The sequence below is a fragment of the Streptomyces griseorubiginosus genome, assembly GCF_001514195.1.
GTDB classification, from domain to species: domain Bacteria; phylum Actinomycetota; class Actinomycetes; order Streptomycetales; family Streptomycetaceae; genus Streptomyces; species Streptomyces griseorubiginosus.
Genome location: NZ_KQ948736.1, coordinates 595,083 through 618,894, shown reverse-complemented (window position 1 = coordinate 618,894; position 23,812 = coordinate 595,083). Strand labels below are relative to the sequence as shown.

The window sequence follows — 23,812 nt, the reverse complement described above, 5'->3', positions numbered from 1 at the left end:
TGGGTACTCAGATCGCGAGGAGCGCGACAGGCGGGGCAGAACGAGACGGCGGACCCGACGAGCCACCGCGGAGCGGCTGACGGAGGTGACCATGCGGACCGACCCGAAGGACCACGGCCCGGTCCGCTACGGCCCCCCGCTCCCCGACGACGGACTGCCCGTACTTCCCGAGCTCGCCGCCGTCCTCGCCGCCGCGGCCACCCGCCACCGTGCCGAACCGGTCGGCGGCGGCACCGCGCTCCTGGAGGCCGCCTGCGACTACACGGCCCGGCGCGGCCTGCTCGTCCGGCCCGACCACGTGGCCGCCGCCCCCGGCGCCCCGGCCCTCCTGCTCGCCCTGACCGCCGCGCTCGGCGGTGACGTCCTGGTGCCCCGGCCCTGCGCCGCCTGGTGGGCGCCGTACGCGCGCCTGCTGGGCAGACCCGTCTTCCACGTGGCAACACCGGCCGAGTGCGGCGGCGTCCCGGACCCCTACGCCCTCCTGGAGACCGTGCGCCGGGTGCGCGCCGAAGGCGGTGACCCGCGGCTGCTGGTGCTGTCCGTCGCCGACGACCCCACGGCCACCGTCGCCCCGCCGGAGGTGCTGCACGAGACCGTCGAGGCCGCCGCGGGCGAGGGCCTGCACCTGGTCAGCGACGAGACCTGGCGCGACACCGTGCACGCCCCCCACGAGACGGTGCTGCTCAGCCCCGCCGACATGCTGCCCGACCGGGTCACCGTCGTCACCGACCTGGCCGGCGCCCTGCTGCCCACCGGCTGGCCGGCCGCGATCGCCCGCTTCCCGGCGAACGGCAGCGGGGACGGCCTCCGCGCGCGCGTGCTGGACGTCCTGACCGCCCTGGGCGCCCGGGTCGCCGCCCCGGTCGCCGCGGCCGCGGCCCACGCCCTCACCGAGCCCGAGACGGTCACCGCCCACCGCGCGGCCGTCGTGAAGCTCCACGCGCGCGTGGCCGCCGCCGCGCACGCCGTCGTCGTCGGCGCGGGCGCCCTCTCGCTGCCCCCACGGGCCGGCCGCCACCTCTACGCCGACCTCGGCCCGCTGCGCCCCGCCCTCACCCCACAGGGCGTCGGCGACGCGCAGGACCTGGAGGACCTCCTCACCACCCGGCTGGGCATGCCCGCGCCCGGCGGCCACCGCTTCGGCGACGACCTCGGCGCCCTGCGCGTACGGCTGTCCACCGGCCCGCTGCTCGGCGACTCCGACGAGCGACGCGCGGAATGCCTCACGTCACCCACTCCGTTGGAACTGCCACACGTGCAACGCGCGTTGATCACCTTGAAGTCGGTCTTCGACGACCTCCGCGACGACGCTCAGCGATGGGAGCCTCCTCGATGACGCAGCAGTCCGAGTCGACCGCCAGCACCCGGCCGGCCGACGAATCCCGGGCCCCGTCCGCCGTCGCGCCCGCGTCCCCGCCACTCGCCGAACCCCGGCCGCTGGGTGAGCGCAGAGTGTGGCCGCGGTCCTTCCACGACCGCCTGACCGCCCCGCTGCCCGGCCTCAAGGCCATGGCCCGCTTCGCCCGCGAAGGCGCCGTACGCCCCGGCCCCGAGGGCCTCGCCGACATCCCCAAGCTGCCCTACGCCCCCGCCCCGCTGCCCGCCGTCGACGCCCGCACGGTCGCCGTCTCCTGGGCGGGACACGCCAGTTGGGTGGTCCGGATCGGCGGGCTGACGGTCCTCACCGACCCCGTCTGGTCCCGCCGTATCCTCGGCACCCCGGCCCGGGTCACCCCGGTCGGCATCGACTGGCAGGCCCTGCCGCGCGTCGACGCCGTCGTCATCAGCCACAACCACTACGACCACCTCGACGCCCCGACCCTGCGCCGCCTGCCGCGCGACACCCCGGTCTTCGTCCCGGCCGGTCTCGCCCGCTGGTTCCACCGCCGCCGCTTCACCGCGGTCACCGAGCTGGACTGGTGGGAGGCGGCCGAACTCCAGGGCGTCCGCTTCGACTTCGTCCCCGCCCACCACTGGTCCAAGCGCTCCCTCACCGACACCTGTCGCACCTTGTGGGGCGGCTGGGTCCTCACCGCCCAGGACGGACAGCGCGTCTACTTCGCCGGCGACACGGGCTACGGCCACTGGTTCTCCCGCATCGGCGACCGCTACCCCGGCATCGACCTCGCCCTCCTCCCCATCGGCGCCTACGACCCCCGTTGGTGGCTCAGCGACGTCCACTGCGACCCGGAGGAGGCGGTCCGGGCGGCCCAGGACCTGGGCGCACAGCGGATGGCCCCGATGCACTGGGCCACGTTCGTACTCTCGGCGGAACCGGTGCTGGAACCGCTCACGCGGGTGCGGGCGGCATGGGAGAAGGCTGGCCTGGACCGCGAGAACTTGTGGGATCTGCCGGTAGGCGGTTCGAGGGTCCTGTCATAGCAAGGGTCGAGCGGATCTCCCTAGGGGGCGCGGGGAACTGCGCGACAAGCCCCCACGCACCGGCACCCCGCGACGAAACTTCACTTGGCAGGCCGAACCCGTTTCCAAACGGTGGGCGCCGCACTGATCGCCACAGTCAGCACCACCGCCGCAAGCACCCCTTCCCAAGGCTCCTCGAACAGCGACCCACCCAGAATCCCGATCAACTGATACGTCACCGCCCACGCCAGACACGCCGGCAGATTCCCCCGCACAAACCTCCGCAGCGGCCACTCCGCCATCAGACACGCCAGCATCACCGGAATCCGCCCGGCCGGCACCAGCCGGGACAGCACCAGCAGCGCGACCCCGTGGTCCGCCAGCTTCCCCTGCGCCTGCGCGAGCCGCTCCTCAGGGGCCCGGCGCCGGATCGCCTCCAGCCACCGTGAGCCGTTCTTCGACCCCATCCCGCGCCGCCCCAGCCAGTACAGCGCGATGTCCCCGAGGAACGCGGCGAGCGAGGCGGTGACGAACACCAGCGTCAGGCTCAGCGGCTCGGTCCGGTGAAAGGCCACCACCGCGGCCGAACTCACCAGCGCCCCCGTCGGTACCACGGGCACCAGCGCCCCCAGAAACACCAGCAGGAACAGCGTCGGATAGCCGATCGCCTGCCCCGCCGCCCCCGGCGTCGCCCCCGTGGAGGCGGCTGCGAGCCACGTCACCGCGCGACCTCCAACCGCACACTCTCCCCGTGTTCGAGCCGGTGCACGTCCACCTCCGGCGCGAACTCGGCCGCCCACCGCACGAACTCGGCGCCCGGCGCGTGGAATTCGTGCGGCCGCACCGCGTCCATCCCGATCGGCCAGTACGTCCCGTAGTGCACCGGCACCGCACTGCGCGGCGCCAGCTGCGCCAGCGCCCGGGCCGCGCGCCCCGCGTCGAGATGCCCCTCCCCGAGGTACGGCCCCCACCCGCCGACCGGCAGCAGGGCCACGTCGACCGGGCCGACCTCCTTGGCCATGTCGTCGAACAGCCCGGTGTCCCCGGCGAAGTACGTCCGTGCCGAGCCCTCGACGACGTAACCGAGCGCGGGGGAGCGGTGCGGGCCGACCGGCAGGCGCCGCCCGTCGTGCAGGGCGGGGACCGCGCGTATCAGGAGGTCGCCGATCCGGCGTTCGTCCCCCGGCGCCACCTCGTCCACCCTGAGGTGGGTGAGCCGGCGCAGCCCCGGCACCTGGCGTGGTGCGCCCCGGGGCACGAGCAGGTGCGTGCCCGGCGCGAGCCGGGCCAGCGAGGGAACGTGCAGGTGGTCGGCGTGCAGATGGGAGACGAGCGCGACCTGCGCCTGCCAGGCGTCGGGAGGTGGTACCGCTCCGCGGCGCCGGCGCAGATGCGCGAGCCGGCGTGCGAACAGGGGGTCGGTGAGCACACGTACGTCCGCATCCGTGACCGTGCAGGTCGCGTGACCCCACCAGGTGATCTCCACCGGCACCTCTTTGCCTCCTCCGCGCGACTCCCCGAAGCCTACGGGCTGGAGTAGGGTCGGCGGCGAAACCCGGAGGTGAGGGGGACACCATGGGATCGGTCCGTGTCACGGCGATCGCGAGTCTGACGCCGTTGGAAGAGCTGGACGCCGATCCCTTCCTGGTGGACTCCCGCAGCCAGCACGCGATGTGCGCGCGCTGGGCCGCCGAGCGCGGGTACACCGTGCGGCGGGAACTGCTGGTGCGAGGGCTCAGAGCCGACCACTGCGTGCTGTGGGACGGCGTGCGGGCCGGCAGCGACCTGTTCGTCGCACCCAGCCGGCGGGTCCTGGAGAGCGCCCTGTCGTCGGTGGAGGAGTTCACCGCGGAGTGCGCCCGGCGCGGGGTGCGGGTGGAGACGGTGGGCTTCGCCGAGCCCCGCTACGACGCCCAGATGAAGGCCAGCGTCCACCGCAGGCTGTCGATGCCGACGGCGGGATACGACGGGCGGTGACTGTCCGACCCGTGTGACACGCTGGTCCCAGCGCCCGCACCGACGACGGGCCAGGACGTGAGGTGTACGGGGCGTGGTGGCGGGGCGTTGGCGGCGGGTGGCCAGTCAGGTCGGGCGGAGCGTCACGGTATGGGCGGTCTCGACGCTCACCATGCTCGTGCTGGCCGGCATCCTGCCGGACTTCCAGATCCAGTCCCCCGACGGGGACAGCGCCACCCGGATCGCCGTGACGGCCGCGTTCGGCGCCGGTGCCTTCGGTCTGCTGTCGGCCGTGGTGTGGCCGCTGCTCGTGCGGCTCTTCCTGCTCGTGCCCACCCTCGTCCTCGGGCTGCTGGTCTTCGTGCTCAACGGCTCCCTGCTGCTGCTCGCCCTGCGGATCAACCCGTCCGGGCGGGGCGAGGTGGCCCCCGAGACGGCCGTGGTGGTGGCCGCCGTGATGTCGGCCGTGGCCTCCGCCACCGGCGGCGCGCTCGCGGTACGCGACGACGACGCCTACCGGCGCCGGCTCTACCGGCTCGCCGACCGCCGCCGAAGAAGCCACCCGCCCGGCACCGCCACCCCCGGCACCCTCTTCCTCCAGCTCGACGGCGTCGGTCACGACGTCCTGCTCGCGGCCGTCGACAAGGGCCTGATGCCCACCGTCGCCCGCTGGCTGGAGCGCCCCACCCACCGGCTCACCTCCTGGCGCACCGACTGGTCCAGCCAGACCGGCGCCAGCCAGCTCGGCATCCTGCACGGCAGCAACCACGACGTCCCCGCGTTCCGCTGGTACGAGAAGGACCGCGGCGAGGTGATGGTCTGCAACCGGCCCACCAGCGCCGTCGAGCTCCAGCGCCGGGCCGTGGAGCGGGCCGGACACGGCGGACTGCTGGCCGTGGACGGCGCCAGCCGCGGCAACCTCTTCTCGGGCGGTGCCGAGGAACAGGCCCTCGTCCTGTCCATCGCCACCCGCCGCCGCAGCCGCGAGACCCGCTCCCGGGCGGGCTACTTCGCCTACTTCTCCGACCCCGCCAACGCGGTCCGCACCGCCCTGTCCTTCTTCGCCGAGGTCGGCCGCGAGATCGGCCAGTCCGTCCTGGCCCGCGCCCGCAAGGAGCGCCCGCGCGTGGGCCGCGGGGGCCTGTACCCGCTCGTGCGGGCCTTCGCGACCGTCGTGGAACGGGACGTCGTGGTCGCCGCCGTCATGGGTGACATGCTCGCCGGGCGCACCGCCATCTACGCCGACCTGGTGGCCTACGACGAGGTCGCCCACCACTCCGGACCCATGAGCCGGGACGCCGGGAAGGTCCTCCAGCGCCTGGACCGCTCGCTCGCCCTGATCGAGAACGCCGCCGAGCACGCCCCGCGCCGCTACCGGATCGTGCTCCTCTCCGACCACGGCCAGAGCCCCGGCGAGACCTTCCGCACCCGCTACGGCCTCACCCTCGCCGACCTGGTCCGGGCCGGCTGCGGGCTGCCCGTGCCGCGCAAGGCCGAGCGCACCCACAGCGGGGCCGAGGCCCGCGCCGCCGTCCGGGCCGCGCTGCGCAGACCGGGCAAGGAAAGCCGCGAACAGTACCGGCCCGGGCGGGACTCCGAGCCGATCGTGCTGGCCTCGGGGAACCTCGGACTGGTGTCCTTCCCCGACGTGCCCCACCGGATGAGCAAGGAGGAGATCGACGCACGGCACCCGGCGCTGCTGACCACGCTCGCCAACCACCCCGGCATCGGGTTCCTCCTGGTGCGCAGCGAGGAGCACGGCGGGGTGGTCCTCGGACCCTTCGGCACCGAGATACCGCTGGACCGACTGGACGAGAACCCTGGGCCGTTGGCCGACTTCGGGCCCGGCGCGGTCGAGGCGGTGCGCCGGACGCACTCGTTCCCGCACACCGCGGACATCATGGTCAACTCCTGGTACGACCCGGCCGAGGGCGAGGTGCTGGCCTTCGAGGAACAGATCGGGTCCCACGGCGGCTTGGGCGGCGCGCAGGCCAAGCCGTTCTTGTTGTCGCCGCTCGCGCTCTCCGAGCCGCCGGAGGGACTGGTCGGAGCGGAGAGGGTTCATCAGGTGCTGCGGCGGTGGCTCGACGAAGCGGGGGGTCCTCAAGTGCCGTTGGAGCAGGCTGAGGAGAAGGCCGCGTAGTTTGTCATCTGCGGGCCGGTGGGGGCTGGTCGCGCCCACGCGGCGGAGCCGCACATCGATACAGCCCCGCGCCCCTGAGTGGGTGCAGGCACCCTGCGAAAAATTCAGCTGCGTTCGTTTGGCCGGGCAACCACACTGTTCGAGTTGCACCTCCCTTTTCGAACACTCCCTGGAGCCACCGCTTTGCAGGCTGCCGTCACCGTCACGCCCTCCCGTATACCCGACCTTCTCCTCGGCCTCGCCACCGTGCGGCCCGTCTTCGTCTGGGGTGCCCCCGGCATCGGGAAGTCCTCCCTCGTCCGGGAGTTCGCCGCCTCCCTGGGGCTGGAGTGCGTGAGCCTCATCGGTACGCAGCTCGCTCCCGAGGACCTCATCGGGGTGCCGCAGATCCGGGACGGCCGCTCGGTGTTCTGCCCGCCGGAGTCCATCGCGCGCGACGAGCCGTACTGCCTGTTCCTGGACGAGCTGAACGCGGCCACCCCGGATGTGCAGAAGGCGTTCTACTCGCTGATCCTGGACCGCCGGATCGGGGACTACGAACTCCCCAAGGGCTCCGTCGTCATCGGCGCCGGCAACCGGGCCACCGACAACGCGCTGGCCCGTCCCATCGCGTCCGCCCTCGTCAACCGCCTCACCCACGTCCACCTGGAAGTCTCCGCGAAGGACTGGCTGGTGTGGGCCGGCGAGCACGGCATCCACCCCTGGATCCTCGACCACCTCACCGACCGGCCCGACCACCTGTGGTCCAAGCCGCCCAAGACCGAGGAGCCCTTCTCCACGCCCCGCTCCTGGCACATGCTCTCCGACGCGCTGCACTCCTTCGGCCGGGACCTCGACGAGGAGACCCTCAAGGTCCTCGCCCACGGCACGCTCACCCCGCGGCACGCCACCGCGTTCTGCGGCTACGTCAAGATCGTGCGCAGCCGCTTCGGCATCGAGGCCGTCATCAAGGGCGAGGCGCGCTGGCCGAACCGCCTGGAGGACCGGGACCTGCTCTACTACCTCGCCGAGTCCTTCCGCGGCCGTCTCATCAAGGAACTCCCGGCCGGCAAGGAGCACATGTCGGCCGCCGGCCGCCAGACCGCCTACCGCGCCAAGTCGCTGCTCGTCCAACTCGCCGAGATCTCCGTCGAGGTGGCCCAGACCGTCATCGCCTCCGACGAGGACGGCAACCCCGTCCTGCCGTCCTGGTTCCTCGTCGAGGCGGCCCGGGACATGCCCCGGCTGGTGGAGGCGCGGCGGTGAAGCAGCAGCCCGCCAAGAAGAAGCGGGACCTCGCCGCCGAGGCCTTCGCCGAGGGGATGCGGCTGCTGAAGACCAACCCGGCGCTCGCCGCGGTCGAGTTCGACGTCTGCCGCGACGAGAAGTGCGAGTACGCGCCCCGGGACGGGCTCGTGGCCGTCGACTCCCACGGTGAACTGCACGTCCACCCCCACCGGTTGGCCGAGCCCGCCGCCTGGGCCTGGGCCCTCGCCCACGCCGTCCTCCACCTCGGCTTCGGGCACGTCCCGGCAGCGAAGGGCCCGCGGATCCAGCCGGACCGGTTCGAGCTCGCCGCCCGCTGTGTCGTCGTCAACCGCTTCCTGCTCGGCTTCCCCGTGGGCGAGACCCCCGAGCACCTGCCCGCCTCCTACCCCGACGGCGACGAGGAGCGGCTCGCCGCCCGCTGGCGGCGCGACGGACTGCCGGCCGTGTACGAGCGCTGCGGCACCGCGCACGACCGCCCTGACCAGGTGCTCATGCCCTGGTACGGCTGGTCCCAGCCACCCCCTGATCACCAGCTGGCGTTCGCCACCGCGCTCACCCGGACCGTCTCGGCGGCCATGGACGTGGCCGGCGGCCGCCGGGACTCCCTGACCGGCGAACGCCCGCCCCGCCGCCCCTGGGAGCGGGCCCTGAGCTGGTTCATCACCTCCTACCCGCTGCTCGGCGGCATCGCGGCCGGCATCGAACTGGTCGCCGACGCCGAACTCGCCCGCGCCCACGGCATCGCGATCGCCGCCGTCAACACCGAGGCCGCCGAGATCTACGTCAACCCGCTGCGCCGCTTCGAGGACGAGGAATGGCGGTTCATCCTCGCCCACGAGATGCTGCACGCCGCCCTGCGCCACGGCGACCGCTGCGGCACCCGCGACCCCTACCTCTTCAACATCGCCTGCGACTACGTCATCAACGGCTGGCTGAACGAGATGCAGATCGGCACCATGCCCGACGGCCTGCTCCACGACCCGCAGCTGGCCGGACTGTCCTCCGAGGAGGTCTACGACCGCATCGCCGGCGACCTGCGCCGCATGCGCCGGCTGGCCACCCTGCGCGGCAAGGGCGTCGGCGACATCCTGGGCGGCCCCCTCGGCTCGCCTCGCGACTACGTCGACCTCGACGAGTTCTACCGCCGCGGGCTCGCCCGGGGCCTGGACCTGCACCAGCAGCAGGAGCGCGGCTTCCTGCCCGGCGGACTCGTCGAGGAGATCCGCGCGCTCAGCCATCCACCGCTGCCCTGGGACGCCCAACTCGCCCGCTGGTTCGACGAGTTCGTTCCGAGCCCGCAACCCGTGCGGTCCTACGCCCGTCCCTCGCGCCGCCAGTCCGCCACCCCCGGCATCCCGCGCGCCGGACGGTACTTCCCGCCCGAGGAGATCGCCCGCTGCACCTTCGGCGTCGTCCTGGACACCTCCGGCTCGATGAGCCGCACCCTGCTCGGCAAGGCGCTCGGCGCGATCGCCTCCTACGCCGAGGCCCGGGACGTACCGGCCGCCCGGGTCGTGTTCTGCGACGCGGCCCCGCACGACGCCGGCTATCTGCCCGTGACCGAGATCGCCCAGCGGGTCCGGGTGCACGGCCGCGGCGGCACCGTCCTCCAGCCCGGCATCGACCTGCTGCACCGCGCCGACGACTTCCCTGCGGGCGCGCCCGTGCTGGTGATCACCGACGGCTGGTGCGACGTCCTGCGGGTCCGGCGCGAGCACGCCTACCTCATCCCGCAGGGCGCCCGGCTGCCGTTCACCGCCCGCGGACCGGTCTTCCGGGTGAGCTGAGCCGTAGTGTGATCGGATGGGTCCCGCACCCCCGTCAGCGGGACCACAGGAAAGGACTGATCGTGGCTACCACGCGCTCCGCACACACCGTCTGGGAAGGCAACCTCCTCGAGGGGAGCGGTGTCGTCGACTTCGACTCCTCCGGTGCCATCGCGGCACAGCCGGTCACGTGGGCCTCGCGCTCCCAGGACGCCAACGGCAAGACCAGCCCCGAGGAGCTGATCGCCGCCGCGCACTCCAGCTGCTTCTCGATGGCGCTGTCGCACGCCCTGAGCGGCGCGGGCACCCCGCCCACCAAGCTCGTCACCTCGGCCGACGTCAGCTTCCAGCCGGGCGAGGGCATCACCGGCATCCACCTCACCGTCGAGGGCACCGTGCCGGGCCTCGACGAGGAGGGCTTCGCCGCCGCCGCGGCCGACGCCAAGGCCAACTGCCCGGTCAGCCAGGCCCTGAAGGCCGTACCGATCACCCTGGATGCGAAGCTGGCCTGAACCCGTTCGCGCAGGCCGCCCGTCCGGGGCGGTCTGCGCGAAGTCCGGTCCGGCAGCGGACCGGTGGCGTGAAAGGAAGGGCGATGATTCCGGGAACGGCCGGCGGTACGACGGCACTGGACTCCGGCACCCGTGAACTGACCCGTGTCGTAACGCTGTTCAGCCTGACCGGACGGCTGGACCCCGGACTGCCCTCGCCGGGCAGCCTCGTCGACACCTTCGACTTCGGCCGCTTCGCCCTGCACCTGGCGTCCAGCGAGGCCGTCCTGCCCGTGCCGGTGCTCGTCGAGGACGTGCCGCCCGCGGAACTCGGGCTGCCGCACGGCGATCACGGCCTCGACCTCGCCTCCCTCCAGATCGCCGTCGTCGCCACCCCGCGTGGGGACGTCACCCTGGCCCTGGACTGCGGATTCGCCGGGCAGACACCCCCCGAGGCCCTCGCGGCCTGGCTCGCCGACACCTGCTTCCACCGGGACCGGATCACCCTCGGCGCATCCGGCCTGCTCGACTCGCTCACTGGACGGCTCGCCCCGGCCGAACCACTCGCCTTCGGCCAGAACGTCCACCAACTGGTCTTTCCCGGCGGCGAGTTGAAGCGCGACCTGCTGGACCCCGACGAGATCCGGCTGACCGCCCTGCTCCACGAGATCGTGTACCGCGGCCGGCCATCCGCGTCCGGGCCGCCCCACCTCATGAGGAACGGCCACACCCTGTCCGCCCACGGCCGTGGGGTCTCCGTGCACGCCGGCTGGGCCGAACACGTGGAGAACGGGCTGACCCTGGTCGCCGTCGGCATGGTCTCCGCGCTCGCCGTCCTCCAGCGCACCCGGCTGGCCGCCTTCGGGACCATGCGCGCCAACGAACGGGCCGCGGCCGAGTCGCCGTACGAGATCCGCAGGCTGATCTCCCGGCTCTCCGACGGGGTCAACGAACTCCAGCTGGACCTGGCCTTCGGGGTCGAGGCGTACGTCGACGGCCTGCTGATCCCGGAGATGGTCATGCAGTCCTTCCAGTCCTCGCTGCGGGACGCCCTCGGCATCCCGGCCGGCCTGGACAACTCGGCCCGTATGGTCGAGCGCCTGACCTCGGTGATCAGCGCCCGGTCCGCGGCCCTGGACGCCCAGCTCGCCGAGCGCGACGACCGCAGGGACCGTACGGTCTCGGCGCTCGCCGCGGTGGCCACCGGTATCGCGCTGCCGCCGACGCTGCTGCTCGGGTTCTTCGGGGCCAACGCCTCCAACGTGGACAACCGGCGCTCCATCTTCGACGCCCGCTACCTCCCGGCCTATCTGCTGGCCTGGCTGCCCTTCATCGCCCTCGCCGGCATCGGGTACCTGCTGCTCAGGCGGGTCAGCAGGCGCTCCGCCTCCTTCCTGGCGACCTCGCAGGTGAACAGGTCCGCGCCGGTGCCGGCCCCCCGGTCGCGGGGTACTCGTTCCCCTGAGCAGGACCCCGCGCGCCATTGACAAGAACGCGCTCAAGTTTTGTGCTGGAGTGCGGGACGGCTCCCTGACGGGACTCCTGGCGCAAGCGGACTCCCGGCAAGCGGAACTCCTGGCGAAGCGGAACTCCTGGGCGGAACTCCGGAGCGGAACTCCTGGCGGAAGGGGACGGCGATGGGACGGGCGGTCGGGATCGATCTCGGGACCACGAACTCGGTGGTGGCCGTGCTGGAGGGCGGTGAGTCCACGGTCGTCGCCAACGCGGAGGGGGCCAGGACCACACCGTCGGTCGTGGCCTTCGCCAAGAACGGCGAGGTGCTGGTGGGCGAGGTCGCCAAGCGGCAGGCCGTCACCAACGTCGAGCGCACCGCGCGCTCCGTGAAACGGCACATGGGCGACGGGAACTGGCGCTTCCCGGACCAGGGCTCGATCGACGGCACCCGGTACCGGGCCCAGGAACTGTCCGCGCGGGTCCTCCAGAAGCTGAAGCGGGACGCCGAGTCCTATCTGGGCGAGGAGGTCACCGACGCGGTGATCACCGTCCCCGCCTACTTCGACGACACCCAGCGCCAGGCCACCAAGGAGGCCGGCGAGATCGCGGGCCTGAAGGTCCTCAGGATCATCAACGAGCCCACGGCGGCCGCACTGGCGTACGGCCTCGACCGGGGCGAGGAGCAGACGGTCCTGGTCTTCGACCTCGGCGGCGGCACCTTCGACGTCTCCCTCCTGGAGATCGGCGACGGCGTCATCGAGGTCAAGGCGACCAACGGCGACACCCGTCTCGGCGGCGACGACTGGGACCACCGGATCGTGGAACACCTGGTCAAGCGCTTCAAGGGGCAGTACGGCGTCGACCTCGGCAACGACAAGATGGCACTGCAACGACTCCGCGAAGGCGCCGAGAAGGCGAAGATCGAGCTGTCGTCGTCCTCCGAGACCACGATCAACCTGCCCTACATCACCGCCTCCGCCGAGGGCCCCCTGCACCTCGACGAGAAGCTCACCCGCGCCCAGTTCCAGGAGCTCACCGCCGACCTCCTCGACCGCTGCAAGACGCCGTTCCACCAGGCGGTCAAGGACGCGGGCATCAAGGTGGGCGCGATCGACCACGTGATCCTCGTCGGCGGCTCGACCCGGATGCCCGCGGTGACCGACCTGGTCAAGGAGCTCACCGGCAAGGACCCGCACAAGGGCGTCAACCCGGACGAGGTCGTGGCGGTCGGCGCGGCCCTCCAGGCGGGTGTCATCCGCGGCGACGTCAAGGACGTGCTGCTGCTCGACGTCACCCCGCTGTCCCTGGGGATCGAGACCAAGGGCGGCATCATGACGAAGCTCATCGAGCGCAACACCACCATTCCCACCCGGCGTTCGGAGATCTTCACCACCGCCGCCGACAACCAGCCCTCGGTGGGCATCCAGGTCTACCAGGGGGAGCGGGAGATCGCCGCGTACAACAAGAAGCTCGGCGTCTTCGACCTCACCGGTCTGCCGCCCGCGCCCCGGGGTGTCCCCCAGATCGAGGTGGCCTTCGACATCGACGCGAACGGGATCATGCACGTCTCGGCGAAGGACCTGGCCACCGGGCGCGAGCAGAAGATGACGGTGACGGGCGGCTCGGCGCTCCCCAAGGACGACATCGACCGCATGATGCGGGAGGCCGAGCAGTACGCCGAGGAGGACCACCGGCGCCGCGAGGCCGCCGAGACCCGCAACCAGGCCGAGCAACTCGTCTACCAGACCGAGAAGTTCGTCCGGGAGAACGACGACAAGGTGCCCGCCGACACGAAGACGGAGGTCGAGTCGGCGGTGGCGGACCTCAAACGCCTCCTGGAGGAGAACGCCGACACCGCCCCCCTCCGCGACGGCGTGGAGAAACTCGCCTCCGTCAGCCAGAAGATGGGCCAGGCCATGTACGCCCAGGCCCAGGCCGCCCCGCAACAGCCGCCCCAGGACGAGCCGACGTCAGCGCCCCAGGACGAGGAGGGGGTCGTCGACGCGGAGATCGTGGACGACGACAGGAGCGAGACAGACGCGAACGACCGCAAGGACGGGGCCGCCTGAGGAGGGCCGGGTCGCCTGAGGAGGGCCGGGCCGTCTGAGGAGGGCCGGGCCGTCTGAGGAGGGCCGGGCCGCCTGAGGACTCGGGGACCTAGCGCACCCTCGTCGGCAGTGCGGCGCACACGGCGTCCAGGACCGACGCGTACGGGGTGCCGGCAGCGGTGAGCCGGGAGCGCAGTCGCTCCAGGCCCTCCCGGTGTCCGGCGAGCAGGTCCGTGTCCCCGGTCCGGGCCGTGAACTCCAGCACCGCGGGCAGGAAGTCCGGCACCTCTTCACCGGTCAACTCCAGCCCCGCCGCCCGGAACACCTCCGTGAACCGCTTCCGGGTGCCCCCGTCCTGCCACCGGCTCAGGTACAGACTGTGCCGGTTCCCGGAGCCGAAGACCTGGTCGTAGTGCGCCGCCAGTTCCTGCGCGGACGTCACGGCCGCGTGGTCGGCGAACTCCCGCAGCTGCGGAGCCGCCTCCCGCAACAGCGGCAGCCGGGCGCGGAGGTCGTCGTCGGGGTACGTCAGGCAGAGCGCCGCCGCCTGGTACAACACCGCATCCGAGGGCATCGGGGCCGCCTCCTGAACGTGGTCGGTGGTCTGCCGTGGGCGCGGCGCGTGGAGCCCCTCCACCGACACGAACGGCAGCTGACTGCACCTCGGGCCTTCCGAGCCGGTCGGGACCCGTCCGCGCGGTCGAGGCAGCTTCGCGTGCCGGTCGGCGCAGACATGCCGCGTCCGCGGTGGTGTCCAGGTGGCGGTCACGCGTGCTCCCTCCTCGCCGGCCCACGGGTCCTTCGAACCTAGGGCGGGGTGCGGGAGGGCACCCGGTATCCGCACCCGTACGGGTCAGGCCTTGCGCGCGACCCCCGCGTACACCGGCACGATGCCCTCCGCCTGAGCGGCCACGTCCTCCGGGCCCGGCCGCCAGCCCGACACCGGGATCACGCCGGGCCCGAGCAGCTCCAGGCCGTCGAAGAACCGGGAGAACTCGGCCAGCGAGCGGGGGAAGAACGGTGTGCCGCTGCGACGGAACTGCTCCGCGGCCTTCTCGATGGCCTGGGGGCTGAGATCGGGCGTGACCTGCGAGAGGATCAGGAAACTGCCCGGGGCGAGCGCGTCGACGTATCGCGTGAGCAGGCCGTACGCCTCGTCGCCCAGGTAGTGGGTCAGCGCGACCAGGGACAGGGCGGCCGGCTGCGAGAAGTCCAGGGTCTCGGCCGCCAGCCGCAGGATGGTGTCCGGCTCGCGGACATCCGCGTGGACGTAGTTCGTCGCCCCCTCGGGGGTGCTGTGCAGCAGCGCCTGCGCGTGCCTGAGGACGATCGGGTCGTTGTCCGCGTACACCACCCTCGACGACGGCGCGACCTCCTGGGCCACCTGGTGCAGGTTGGGCTCGGTGGGGATGCCGGTGCCGATGTCCAGGAACTGGCGGATCCCGGCCTCGGCGACCGTCCGCACCGCCCGCTGCATGAACCGGCGGTTGGCCCGCGCCCCGCGCATCACCGTGCCGTCCACGGCGAGGATCCGGCGGGCCAGTTCCTCGTCCACCGGGTAGTTGTCCTTGCCGCCCAGCCACCAGTCGTACACCCGGGCCGGGTGCGGCCGGCTGGTGTCGATCCTGGGCGCGTCGGATGCGGTCATGCGGTGTCTTCTCCCCTTCGTCAGGATGCCTGTGCTCAGATTCGTCAGGACGCCTGTGCTCAGAAGTCCGCGCGGCGGTCCCGCAGCAGCTTCTTCGTCCGCTCGGCCGACGCGGCCCGCGCCGACATGTGGTCCAGGACCTCCAGATGCGTGGCGACCTCCTGGCGGGAGTCGAGGTACAGCGCGCCGGTCAGGTACTCGGTGAAGACCATGTCGGGCAGCTCCGGTTCGGAGAAACGGAACAGCGAGAAGGGCGCGTACGTCCCCGGGTGCGGACCCTCCTCGAACTCGCACACCTGGAGCGTGACCCGGTCGCGCTCGGCGAACTCCAGCAGCTTGTCCAGCTGTTCGGCCATCACCTCGGAGCGGATGCTCACCGGGCGGCGCAGCACCGTCTCGTCCATGATCGCCCACAGGTGGGGCGGGTTCGGGCGGTCGAGGAGCTTCTGGCGGGCCATCCGCAGCGACACGTGCCGCTCGATCGCCTCCGTCCCGGACTGTCCGATCGTCCCGGCCTCCAGGACGGCCCGGGCGTAGTCCTCGGTCTGGAGCAGACCGGGCACGAAGTGCGGTTCGTAGGAGCGGATGATCGCGGCCGCGCCCTCCAGGCTCACGTAGAGGCTGAACCACTCGGGCAGCACGTCGTGGAACCGCTGCCACCAGCCCGGCTGGTTGGCCTCCTCGGCCAGCCGGACGAAGTCCTCGACCTGGGCCGCGGGGACCCCGTACGTCTCCAGGAGCACCTGGACGTACGGGATCTTCAGGGCGACCTCGGCCATTTCCATCCGCCGTACGGTCGCGGGGGCCACCCGCAGGACCTGGGCGGCCTCCTCGCGCTTGAGGCCGGCCGCCTCCCGCAGTTCCTGCAACCGCCTGCCGAGCACCACCTGGCCCACGGTCGGCGCAGGTCGCCGCTCACTCACGCCACGCCTCCCCTACGCGTCGAAGCTTGCGTGCAGTGTGTCATGTCCCGGTGTCCCGCTCACCGGTCACGCTCGCTTTGCTCCTTACCTCCGCTCTCCGCCCTCCGCACCTCCGTTCAGGGCAGCAGCGCGTGCAGGTACTTGACCGTCGCCGGGTCGGCCGGGAGGAACGTCTCGATGGCCAGCTCGGCGACGGTCACGTCCATGGGGGTGTTGAAGGTGGCCGTGGAGGAGATGAACGACAGCGTCCTGCCCTCGTGCTCGATCCGCATCGGCAGCGCGAAGTAGGGGACGGGCTCGTCCTGTTCGGCGCCGGTGTCCTCCTGCGGGTCCGGCACCGGATAGGCCGCCACCTCCTCGTACAGCTCACGCAGCTGCTCGGAGCGGCGCAGGGCGATCTGGCGCCGCATCTGTTCCAGCAGATGCCCGCGCCACTGAGGCAGATTGAGGATGCGCGGGGCGAGACCCTCCGGGTGCAGGGTGAGCCGCATGGTGTTGAGCGGCGGCCGCAGCAGCGACTCGGGGACACCGTCGAGGAGCATCATGATCCCGCGGTTCGCGGCCACGACGTGGTACGAGGCGTCGAACACCAGGGCCGGGTAGGGCTCGTAGCCCTGGATCAGCCGCTCGATCCCCTCGCGCACGGCGTCCAGGGCAGGGTCGTCCAGCGGGGTCTCGGGGAAGCGCGGGGCGTAACCGGCGGCCAGCAGCAGGGCGTTGCGGTCCCGCACCGGCACCTCCAGATGCTCGGCGAGGCGCAGCACCATCGCCTCGCTCGGCCGGGAGCGGCCCGTCTCGACGAAGCTGATGTGCCGGGCGCTGGAGTCCGCCCGCAGCGCCAACTCCAGCTGGCTGACGCGCCGTTGCTCCCGCCAGGCGCGCAGCAGCGGGCCGACTCCCTGGTCGGAGGGGGTGGTTGTGGCGGAGGGGGCAGTGGTCATGAGTACGACCGTAGTCGAGGGGGCGAGCAGGTGACCGGGCCGTGGACCTCTCGTCCCTCTCGGCGGGACGGGCCGTTGGACCTCTCGTCCCTCTCCGCGGGACGGGCCGTGGGACCCCTCGTCCTTCTCCGTCGGACGGCCGTGATCCCCGAGGTGGCGGACGACCTCACCGGGACGGTACGCGGGAGAGCGGCCGGAGATCGGCCGGGCCAGTGCCCGCCTCTCACCCGGGGGAACCCTCCGACCAGGACCGCGGCAGTCGTCCTGTGGCAGCCTGGACGGAAAGCCGACCCCAGGAAGGAGCGAGGCCATGCCCGTCGAACCCCTGTCACAGAAGGAGATCGAGGACCGGCTCGCGGAACTGCCGGGCTGGTCCGTCGACGACGGCCGCCTCACCCGCTCGTACCGGCTCGGCGATCACTTCGCCGCGACCGCGATGGTCGTGCACATCGCCCAGGTCCAGCAGGAGCTCGACCACCACTCCGACCTCACGCTCGGCTACAACACGGTCGCGCTCGCCGTGCACACGCACAGTGCGGGCGGTGCCCTCACCGAGAAGGACTTCCAGCTCGCGCAACGGGTGGACGCCCTCGCCGCCGGCCACGGGGCCCAGTGAGCCCGTGCTCGACTACGACAAGGAGGCCCACGCCTACGACGACACCCGCGGCGGTGAGCCCAGGGCCGCCGCGGCCGCCGACGCGGTGCTCGGCCTGGTCCCGCCCGGCACCCGACGCCTCCTCGACGCGGGCTGCGGCACCGGGATCGTCACCCGCAGGCTCGCCGCCGCCCGGCCCGCGACCCGGGTCACCGGCGCCGATCTGACCTACGGCATGGCCCGCATGGCCGCCGTACGGCTGCCCGGCGCGGTCGTGCTGGCCGACAGCCGCGCGCTGCCGTTCCCCGACGGGGTGTTCGACGCGGTGACCAGTGTGTGGCTGCTGCACCTCCTCGACCGGCCCGAGGACGTCCGGGCCGCGGTCGCCGAGTGCGCCCGGGTCCTCAGACCGGGCGGGGTGTACGTCACCACCGTCGACAAGGCCGCCGCCCACGACGTCGGCAGTGACGTCGACGCCGTCCTGGCCCCGCGCCCGCGCCGCCCGGCCCCGGACGCGGCGCCGCTCGTGGAGTCGTACGCCGCCGCCCACCTTCTCCACCCGGCGGGGCAGGCCCGTTTCCCGGGCCGGGGGCAGGGCCGCAGCCCCCGGCGCACCGCCGCGGACCTGCGCCGCGGCTGGTTCACCCAGCTCCGTCCCGGCGACCCGCTCACCGAACGGTTCGCCGAGCAGCTGGAGTCCCTGCCCGACCAGGAACTCCCACGCGAGGACCCGGTGTTCAGCGTCCGGGCTTTCCGGAAGGCCGGCTGAAGTCCATGGTCCAGTTGGTCACCCAGCTCTCCCCGCCGTCGAGGGAGAAGGCCTGCTCCCAGTGGGCCCCGGTCGCGGAGGTGTCCGCCCACACGAACCGCACCCGGACCCCCTTGCCGTCGTGGAGGTCATCGCCGTAGAACACACCGCGCCCGCCCTCGAACCGGCCGGTAACCGGCGGGAACAGCGTCCCGCTGCGGCTCGCCGCCCAGTGCAGGGACCACCGTTCGGCCGCCCGGTCGAAGAGCCGCAGCGTGGCGCCCTTCGCTCCGAGGTGCGGCAGGTCGATCTCATCGATGTTCGCGGCCCCGTCGAACAGCGGCCAACAGCGGCTCGTTCCCGGGAACTCCTCCCACCTGCTGCTGGGTCGAGGAAGTCGGTGCGGCGGCGGTTCACGACCGCCCAGTCGCCGTGGAGGAAGTCGAAGTCGCGCGGGCCGCTCATGAGCGGGCTCCTGTGGTCCCCGCGGGCAGTGAGTCGGTCAAGTAGGCGTCCAGGTCCGGGACTTCGGGCGTGAGCAAGTGCTGCACCCAGGCGTTCCGTTCCTGCAGGATCGGCGGGAGTTCCCAGACGCAGCCGATCCAGGGCAGTTCGGGGGTGACGAAGTGCGTCGGGTCGAGGTCGGGACAGTGGAGCGCCGGCTGGCCTGCCGCGGCGCCCCGGAAGTGCAGCACGTTGTCCCACACCCAGCTGTAGGCGTTGAGGTAGGCGCCGCTGTCCGCGCCCCGGTGCAGTACGACGAAGGTCGCCGGCGGGGTGCCGTCGGGCTCCGGCAGCAGCCCCGGCAGGATCTCGTACGCCGCCTTCTCGACGTCGGGCGCGATGCCGGCCGGGTCGGCGGTGACGTGGTAGCGCTTGATGTGCCGCCCGGCGATTTCGATGGGCGGCGGCACGGTCAGGAGTTTCTCGGTGAAGCTCATGGCGGGACGCTAGGCCCCCTCCACTGACATCCTGTGGCAGTGAAGTCTGGGATGGTGTGGCCGTGAAGTCCAGCCGACTCGTCTCGATCCTGCTTCTGCTCCAGATCCGTGGCCGGATGACCGCCGCCCAGCTCGCCGAGGAGCTGGAGGTCTCGGTGCGCACGGTCTACCGGGACGTCGAGGCGCTCGGCGCGGCCGGTGTCCCGCTGTACGGCGACGCGGGCCACGCCGGCGGCTACCGCCTGCTCGATGGCTACCGCACCCGGCTGACCGGTCTCACCGCGGGCGAGGCCGAGGCTCTGTTCCTGGCCGGAGTGCCGGGGCCGGCGGCCGAGCTGGGGCTGGGCCCGGTGCTCGCAGCCGCCCAGCTGAAGGTGCGGGCCGCGCTGCCGGCCGAGCTTCGTGCGCACGCGGACCGGATCAGCGGGCGCTTCCACCTCGACGCGCCCGGATGGTATGCGGCGGGCGACGAGGCGCCGTACTTGCCGGAGGTGGCGGAGGCGGTGTGGAAGAGCCGCGTCCTGGATGTCGTGTACCGGCGCTGGCGGGAGCCGACCGATGTCCGGCGCCGTCTGGAACCGTACGGGCTGGTCCTGAAGGCGGGCCGCTGGTACGTGGTCGCCGGCCCGGGACCGCGCACCTACCGTGTCGACCAGATTCTCCAACTCACGGTTTCGGAAGAGGAGTTCAATCGCCCGGAGGGCTTCGATCTGGGCGCGTACTGGACGGTTCACCAGCGGGACTTCCACGACCGGCTGCACCGCGGCGAGGCGGTCGTACGGCTGGCGCCGGGCGTGCGGCTGCCGAGAGCGGTCGTGTGCGCCACGGACGAGAAGGGCCGGACCGTGGCCCGCGTCCCGATCGAGTCCGTCGAGCACGCCCAGGGCGTATTCCTCCGCCTGGGCACGGACGTCGAAGTCCTGGAACCCCCCGAACTACGCGCCCACATGGCCCGAACCATCGCCGAACTGGCAGAAAGATACGGCAACCCGGCTTCTCCGAGCGGACACTGAGGAGGTCTAGCTGAAGCCACCGCTGAAGTCGCTGTTCAGTTGGGCGGAGCAGATGTTGTAGCCGCCCTGTGCACGCCCCTTCTTGGTCTTCCCGTCGATGGTCACCGAGCACTGGACGTTGCCTCCGCCCATGAGCTGGGCGGTCACCTGGTAGTAGAAGGCGTCCGCGTCGACGGTCAGGGTCTTCTCCATGGGCAGCCCCTTGCCCTGAAGGTTGGTGCCGTCACTGCCGTAAGTGATCTCGACCCCTGACGGCGCCGAGCCCCAGACCTTGAACACCGCCTTCCCGCTGGGCGCGGTGTCGGAGTCATCGGCGGTCTTCGCCTCTGCCTTGGCCGTCGCCGTCCTGGTGACGGTCACTGTCGGCGCGGGTTCGGCCTCGGAGGCGGCCGGAGCCGGGGCCGTGATCGTGACGGTGGGTGCGGGCGCGGCGGCGGTCTTCTTCCCGCCGGCGCTCTTGCCCGCGGAACCGATGACCATACCGATGAGCAGGAGGACCACGGCTGCGGGGACGAGCACTCGCTTACGGGCCCAACCAGGCCGAGGAGCGGGTGGAAAAGGTGGCTGGGGCGGGGGAGGCGGTGGACCGAAACCAGTCGGCGGAGTGCCGGGAGGCGGAGGCGGCTGGATGTACGACATGGTCCCCCCTGAGGTCTTTCGTGGGGGATGAGCGTAACGAGAGGTGTCAAGAAAGGGTGAGGGCTGTGCGGGCACGGTGATTCAGTTGTGATCCGAACATTCCGCACGTGTGGCGGGGACGGACGCACCTGTCGGCATCCGCCCCCGCCCTGCCCTCAGGACACCACGCAGTTCCGGTCGCCCGTCCTGAACGTCGTCGGCTTGCCGTTCGTGCCCGACCAGGTTCCCGTGAAGCCGAAGCTCACGGACGAGCCTGCTGCCACGGTGGCGTTCCAGCTGACGTTCTTCGCCGTGACCGTCGAGGCGGACTGGGTGGTCTCGGCGTTCCAGGTCTGGGTGACCGTCTGGGCGTTGGGGAAGGTCCAGGCAAGTGTCCAGCCGGTCCAGGCACTTGACCCCGTGTTGGTGAGCTGGACGTCCGCCTGGAAGCCGCCCGACCACTGGTTGGTGATCTTGTAGGCCACCGCGCAGGCGCCCGTCGGGGGCGGGTCGGTCGGATCCGTGGGGCCGCCCCCGCCGGTGTCGGAGGTGTCGCCGTAGATCACACCCCGGCCGTTCGTCGACACGTACACCCGGCCGTACACCCGGGGGTCGCCCGTGATGGCCGCACCCGTCCAACCCCACTGGTGGGCGTCGTCGTTGATGCGGGTCCAGCTCGCGCCCTTGTCCGTGGAGCGGAAGATGCCCCGGACCCCGCCGATCTTCGCGCTGGTGTAGAGCGTCTGGTACGACGCCCCCGGCGCCGCCTTCCCGAAGCCGACGGTGTCGGCCTGGTCGACGTTGGAGAGCTTCGTCCAGGTCGCGCCGGAGTCGGTCGAGTGCCACAGGCCGTACGCCCCGTCGGCGGCCCCGCCCGCCAGCCACACATCGCCCTTCACCCCGGGCAGTGCCTTGAAGCGCACGCTGTCACCGCTCGGCAGGCCGGTGGCCGCCGAGGCCGTGAAGGTCGCGCCGCCGTCCGTACTCACGTAGAACTTCCCGGACTTGAAGCCGTAGAAGGTCTTCGCGTCCACCCGGTCCGACTCCACGATCGCCCCGGCCGGGATCCCGCTCGACGCCGACCACGACGTACCGAACCCCGTCGTGTACCGCACTCCCGAGCCGTCCGGGCTCCACACGAACCGGCTGCCGTCGGAGGAGGCGGCCACCGTGCCGCCGCCGCTCACCCCCGAAGGGTCGGTCCCCGCGAACCAGTTGGCCCCGTTGTCGGTCGAGAACGCGATGTGGGGTCCGGAGTCCAGATTCCCCACCCGCACCACCGTGTTCGGGTCGGTCTCGGCGAAGTCCAGGCTCGTGGTCGTGGTGAAGTTCGGCTGGGTGAACATCATCGGCGGGACCTTGGTGAGGTCGGTGTGCCGGAAACCGCCGACGTCACCGAGGGCGCTCAGCAGCGGGGCACCCGAGGGCGGTGACGCCAGGTCGTTGACCGCCGTCTCCTCCAGGCCCTGGACCATCGGCTTGATGGTGAACTTGCCGCCGGAGTCCCAGTTCGTGAGGTTCTCCGTGCCGTAGAGGGTGGCTCCCGTCCCGTACATCATGCGGTTGGAGTTGAACGGGTCGATCTCCAACGACTCGGTCATCCAGCCGAGTTTGGGCGACTGCTCGGGCGGCGAGGGGTTCGCGCCCCAGGTCAGCCACGGGGAGGAGGAGACGTCCAGGGTGAAGCGGTTCGCGCGGTCGGGGTACGACGTGTAGTCCCACGCCCTCGTCCAAGTCGCCCCGCTGTCCGTGGAGCGGAAGATCTGGGTGTCCGGCCACCAGGCACTGTAGGCGGTCGCCATGACGGTTCTGGGTTTCTGCCGGTCCACCGTCAGACCGCTGAAGCCGTAGGAGGTGTCCGCCTCCGCGACCGGGCTGATGTTCGTCCAGGTGCCGGTCGCGGTCGCGTACCGCCACACCTGGCCCTTGCCGCCGTCGTACGGCCCGCCCTTGTCGCTGTACGTGAGATACAGATAGCCGTTCACCGCGTCCAGGACGCCCTTGTGCGCCAGGTACCCCGTCGGCTGCCCGGCGAGCCTGCTCCAGCTCGCACCGCCGTCCGTCGACCGGTACACCGAGTTCTGGAGGTCGGCGACCCCGACGTAGATCGACCGGGTGGCCGTCCCCGCCGTCCCCGTCGACTCGTCGAAGGTAACCCAGACGACGCCCTGGTTGTCGCTGGCGTAGCCGCTGGTGTCGCCCGGATCCTGCTGGTAGGTGCCGGGGTTGGGGAAGGCGGTGACCTGGGACCAGCTGACGCCCGAGTCGGTCGAACGCCACAGCCCCTTGCCGCTGGGCGCGCCCAGGTACAGCACGCTGTTCCTGTTCGGGTCGACGGCGAGCCGCTCACCCATGCCCCGCCCCGGCATGTTGCCGCCGAGCTTGAAGGGCAGCACGGTCTTCTGCCAGCTCGCACCCCGGTCGGACGACCGCATGACCGCGCCGTTCTTCGGGTCCCAGCTGTTCGTGTACGTCCCGACGGCCGCGTACACCTTGTCCGGGTCCACCGGGTCGGAGGCCAGGCCGACCACCCCGGTGTGCCCCCAGTCGTCCCAGCCGACCGAGTCCAGCAGCGGGGTCCAGGTCTTCGAGGACTCCTGCCAGCGATAGGCGCCGCCGATGTCCGTGCGGGCGTACGCGAGGTTCTTCTCCTTGCGGTTGAAGACGATGCCCGGCACGAATCCGCCGCCGTCGATCCGGGCGTTCTTCCAGGTGTACGTGTCGGCGGCGAGCGGGACCTCGGAGGCGTTGCCGGCGGCCACCACGGGCGGGGTGCCCGCGAGCAGCCCGGCCGCGAGCGCGAGCACCGCCGTCAGGATGCGGGTTCTTCGCACGGGGGAGTCCTTTCCGGAAAGGGGAGCGCATGGAGTGGGGGGAGCGCTTTCCGTTCACAGCGAGAAGCGCCGGGCGACCCCCA

Annotated in this window: 21 protein-coding genes and 1 pseudogene; 12 read left to right on the top strand and 10 right to left on the bottom strand. The window is 72.0% G+C overall.

The window, feature by feature from the left end; translation table 11 throughout:
- Positions 1-91: 91 nt before the first annotated feature.
- Entirely contained in the window at positions 92-1,336 is a 1,245-nt protein-coding gene (locus tag AQJ54_RS15415; RefSeq protein ID WP_062237839.1) for an aminotransferase class I/II-fold pyridoxal phosphate-dependent enzyme, read from the top strand.
- Positions 1,333-2,382: an MBL fold metallo-hydrolase gene (locus AQJ54_RS15410; protein ID WP_062238643.1), complete on the top strand. Its 1,050-nt coding sequence runs from the start codon at positions 1,333-1,335 to the stop codon at positions 2,380-2,382. Before AQJ54_RS15415 ends, AQJ54_RS15410 begins: the two co-directional genes overlap by 4 nt.
- A gap of 80 nt (positions 2,383-2,462) precedes the next feature.
- Here the strand turns inward: AQJ54_RS15410 and AQJ54_RS15405 are convergent, their stop codons facing one another.
- Together AQJ54_RS15405 and AQJ54_RS15400 are read right to left on the bottom strand one after the other, a co-directional pair.
- The gene (locus AQJ54_RS15405; protein ID WP_062021045.1) at positions 2,463-3,083 is read right to left on the bottom strand and encodes a DedA family protein; all 621 of its coding nucleotides are present in this window, start codon (positions 3,081-3,083) and stop codon (positions 2,463-2,465) included.
- Entirely contained in the window at positions 3,080-3,853 is a 774-nt protein-coding gene (locus AQJ54_RS15400; RefSeq protein ID WP_062237837.1) for an MBL fold metallo-hydrolase, read from the bottom strand. The genes AQJ54_RS15405 and AQJ54_RS15400 overlap by 4 nt, the downstream gene beginning before the upstream one ends.
- A gap of 83 nt (positions 3,854-3,936) precedes the next feature.
- On the opposite strand from AQJ54_RS15400, the gene AQJ54_RS15395 reads away from it, so the two are divergent.
- From AQJ54_RS15395 to dnaK, 7 genes are all read left to right on the top strand, one after another.
- Positions 3,937-4,338 (top strand): hypothetical protein, encoded by a 402-nt coding sequence (locus AQJ54_RS15395; RefSeq protein WP_062021040.1) that lies wholly within the window; start codon positions 3,937-3,939, stop codon positions 4,336-4,338.
- Between the two features lie 73 nt (positions 4,339-4,411).
- Positions 4,412-6,460 (top strand): phage holin family protein, encoded by a 2,049-nt coding sequence (locus AQJ54_RS15390; RefSeq protein ID WP_107121070.1) that lies wholly within the window; start codon positions 4,412-4,414, stop codon positions 6,458-6,460.
- Positions 6,461-6,643: 183 nt separating this feature from the next.
- A complete protein-coding gene (locus AQJ54_RS15385) occupies positions 6,644-7,705 on the top strand; it encodes an ATP-binding protein (protein ID WP_062237832.1) in 1,062 nt (353 codons plus the stop codon).
- A 56-nt stretch (positions 7,706-7,761) separates the two neighbouring features.
- Positions 7,762-9,495, top strand: a complete 1,734-nt coding sequence (locus AQJ54_RS15380) for a vWA domain-containing protein (RefSeq protein ID WP_248845377.1) — start codon at positions 7,762-7,764, stop codon at positions 9,493-9,495.
- A gap of 62 nt (positions 9,496-9,557) precedes the next feature.
- Positions 9,558-9,986: an OsmC family peroxiredoxin gene (locus AQJ54_RS15375; RefSeq protein ID WP_020133291.1), complete on the top strand. Its 429-nt coding sequence runs from the start codon at positions 9,558-9,560 to the stop codon at positions 9,984-9,986.
- A gap of 83 nt (positions 9,987-10,069) precedes the next feature.
- The gene (locus tag AQJ54_RS15370) at positions 10,070-11,452 is read left to right on the top strand and encodes a magnesium transporter CorA family protein (RefSeq protein WP_062237828.1); all 1,383 of its coding nucleotides are present in this window, start codon (positions 10,070-10,072) and stop codon (positions 11,450-11,452) included.
- A 150-nt stretch (positions 11,453-11,602) separates the two neighbouring features.
- Complete coding sequence (gene dnaK, locus AQJ54_RS15365; protein WP_062021025.1) at positions 11,603-13,489, top strand: molecular chaperone DnaK; 1,887 nt, start codon at positions 11,603-11,605, stop codon at positions 13,487-13,489.
- An 88-nt stretch (positions 13,490-13,577) separates the two neighbouring features.
- Here dnaK and AQJ54_RS15360 read toward each other — a convergent pair whose 3' ends face one another.
- The 4 genes from AQJ54_RS15360 to AQJ54_RS15345 all read right to left on the bottom strand — a co-directional run bounded on the left by AQJ54_RS15360 (position 13,578) and on the right by AQJ54_RS15345 (position 16,980).
- Complete coding sequence (locus tag AQJ54_RS15360; protein WP_062237826.1) at positions 13,578-14,042, bottom strand: nitrate reductase molybdenum cofactor assembly chaperone; 465 nt, start codon at positions 14,040-14,042, stop codon at positions 13,578-13,580.
- Positions 14,043-14,321: 279 nt separating this feature from the next.
- A complete protein-coding gene (locus AQJ54_RS15355; RefSeq protein WP_062237824.1) occupies positions 14,322-15,116 on the bottom strand; it encodes an SAM-dependent methyltransferase in 795 nt (264 codons plus the stop codon).
- Positions 15,117-15,175: 59 nt separating this feature from the next.
- A complete protein-coding gene (locus tag AQJ54_RS15350; protein WP_079069864.1) occupies positions 15,176-16,039 on the bottom strand; it encodes a helix-turn-helix domain-containing protein in 864 nt (287 codons plus the stop codon).
- A 116-nt stretch (positions 16,040-16,155) separates the two neighbouring features.
- Positions 16,156-16,980, bottom strand: a complete 825-nt coding sequence (locus AQJ54_RS15345) for a helix-turn-helix domain-containing protein (RefSeq protein WP_062237822.1) — start codon at positions 16,978-16,980, stop codon at positions 16,156-16,158.
- 310 nt (positions 16,981-17,290) lie between these two features.
- Here AQJ54_RS15345 and AQJ54_RS15340 point away from each other — a divergent pair, with 310 nt between their 5' ends.
- Both AQJ54_RS15340 and AQJ54_RS15335 read left to right on the top strand, forming a co-directional pair.
- Positions 17,291-17,596, top strand: coding sequence for a 4a-hydroxytetrahydrobiopterin dehydratase (locus tag AQJ54_RS15340; RefSeq protein ID WP_062021000.1), 306 nt, complete (start codon positions 17,291-17,293; stop codon positions 17,594-17,596).
- Between the two features lie 4 nt (positions 17,597-17,600).
- Positions 17,601-18,344, top strand: coding sequence for a class I SAM-dependent methyltransferase (locus AQJ54_RS15335; RefSeq protein WP_062237819.1), 744 nt, complete (start codon positions 17,601-17,603; stop codon positions 18,342-18,344).
- Here the strand turns inward: AQJ54_RS15335 and AQJ54_RS15330 are convergent.
- Both AQJ54_RS15330 and AQJ54_RS15325 read right to left on the bottom strand, forming a co-directional pair.
- A pseudogene (locus tag AQJ54_RS15330) lies at positions 18,313-18,788 on the bottom strand (hypothetical protein). The gene AQJ54_RS15335 and the pseudogene AQJ54_RS15330 sit on opposite strands and share 32 nt — an antisense overlap.
- Positions 18,785-19,264, bottom strand: coding sequence for a hypothetical protein (locus AQJ54_RS15325; protein ID WP_062237817.1), 480 nt, complete (start codon positions 19,262-19,264; stop codon positions 18,785-18,787). Before AQJ54_RS15325 ends, AQJ54_RS15330 begins: the two are co-directional and overlap by 4 nt.
- Positions 19,265-19,326: 62 nt before the next feature.
- Here AQJ54_RS15325 and AQJ54_RS15320 point away from each other — a divergent pair, with 62 nt between their 5' ends.
- On the top strand, positions 19,327-20,277 hold the full coding sequence (locus AQJ54_RS15320) for a helix-turn-helix transcriptional regulator (RefSeq protein ID WP_062238641.1): 951 nt from the start codon (positions 19,327-19,329) through the stop codon (positions 20,275-20,277).
- A gap of 6 nt (positions 20,278-20,283) precedes the next feature.
- On the opposite strand, the gene AQJ54_RS15315 is transcribed toward AQJ54_RS15320, so the two are convergent.
- Together AQJ54_RS15315 and AQJ54_RS15310 are read right to left on the bottom strand one after the other, a co-directional pair.
- Positions 20,284-20,796, bottom strand: a complete 513-nt coding sequence (locus tag AQJ54_RS15315; RefSeq protein WP_062237816.1) for a hypothetical protein — start codon at positions 20,794-20,796, stop codon at positions 20,284-20,286.
- 275 nt (positions 20,797-21,071) lie between these two features.
- The gene (locus AQJ54_RS15310) at positions 21,072-23,729 is read right to left on the bottom strand and encodes a cellulose binding domain-containing protein (protein ID WP_062237814.1); all 2,658 of its coding nucleotides are present in this window, start codon (positions 23,727-23,729) and stop codon (positions 21,072-21,074) included.
- Positions 23,730-23,812 lie beyond the last annotated feature (83 nt).

What these genes read in the sequence shown, in the direction of transcription:
- AQJ54_RS15370 (WP_062237828.1), top strand. Translation starts at nt 10,070, where the DNA reads ATGATTCCGGGAACGGCCGGCGGTACGACGGCACTGGACTCCGGCACC.
- AQJ54_RS15325 (WP_062237817.1), bottom strand. Translation starts at nt 19,264, where the DNA reads ATGAGCTTCACCGAGAAACTCCTGACCGTGCCGCCGCCCATCGAAATC.
- AQJ54_RS15415 (WP_062237839.1), top strand. Translation starts at nt 92, where the DNA reads ATGCGGACCGACCCGAAGGACCACGGCCCGGTCCGCTACGGCCCCCCG.
- AQJ54_RS15360 (WP_062237826.1), bottom strand. Translation starts at nt 14,042, where the DNA reads ATGCCCTCGGATGCGGTGTTGTACCAGGCGGCGGCGCTCTGCCTGACG.
- AQJ54_RS15395 (WP_062021040.1), top strand. Translation starts at nt 3,937, where the DNA reads ATGGGATCGGTCCGTGTCACGGCGATCGCGAGTCTGACGCCGTTGGAA.
- AQJ54_RS15355 (WP_062237824.1), bottom strand. Translation starts at nt 15,116, where the DNA reads ATGACCGCATCCGACGCGCCCAGGATCGACACCAGCCGGCCGCACCCG.
- AQJ54_RS15410 (WP_062238643.1), top strand. Translation starts at nt 1,333, where the DNA reads ATGACGCAGCAGTCCGAGTCGACCGCCAGCACCCGGCCGGCCGACGAA.
- dnaK (WP_062021025.1), top strand. Translation starts at nt 11,603, where the DNA reads ATGGGACGGGCGGTCGGGATCGATCTCGGGACCACGAACTCGGTGGTG.
- AQJ54_RS15380 (WP_248845377.1), top strand. Translation starts at nt 7,762, where the DNA reads ATGCGGCTGCTGAAGACCAACCCGGCGCTCGCCGCGGTCGAGTTCGAC.
- AQJ54_RS15340 (WP_062021000.1), top strand. Translation starts at nt 17,291, where the DNA reads ATGCCCGTCGAACCCCTGTCACAGAAGGAGATCGAGGACCGGCTCGCG.
- AQJ54_RS15345 (WP_062237822.1), bottom strand. Translation starts at nt 16,980, where the DNA reads ATGACCACTGCCCCCTCCGCCACAACCACCCCCTCCGACCAGGGAGTC.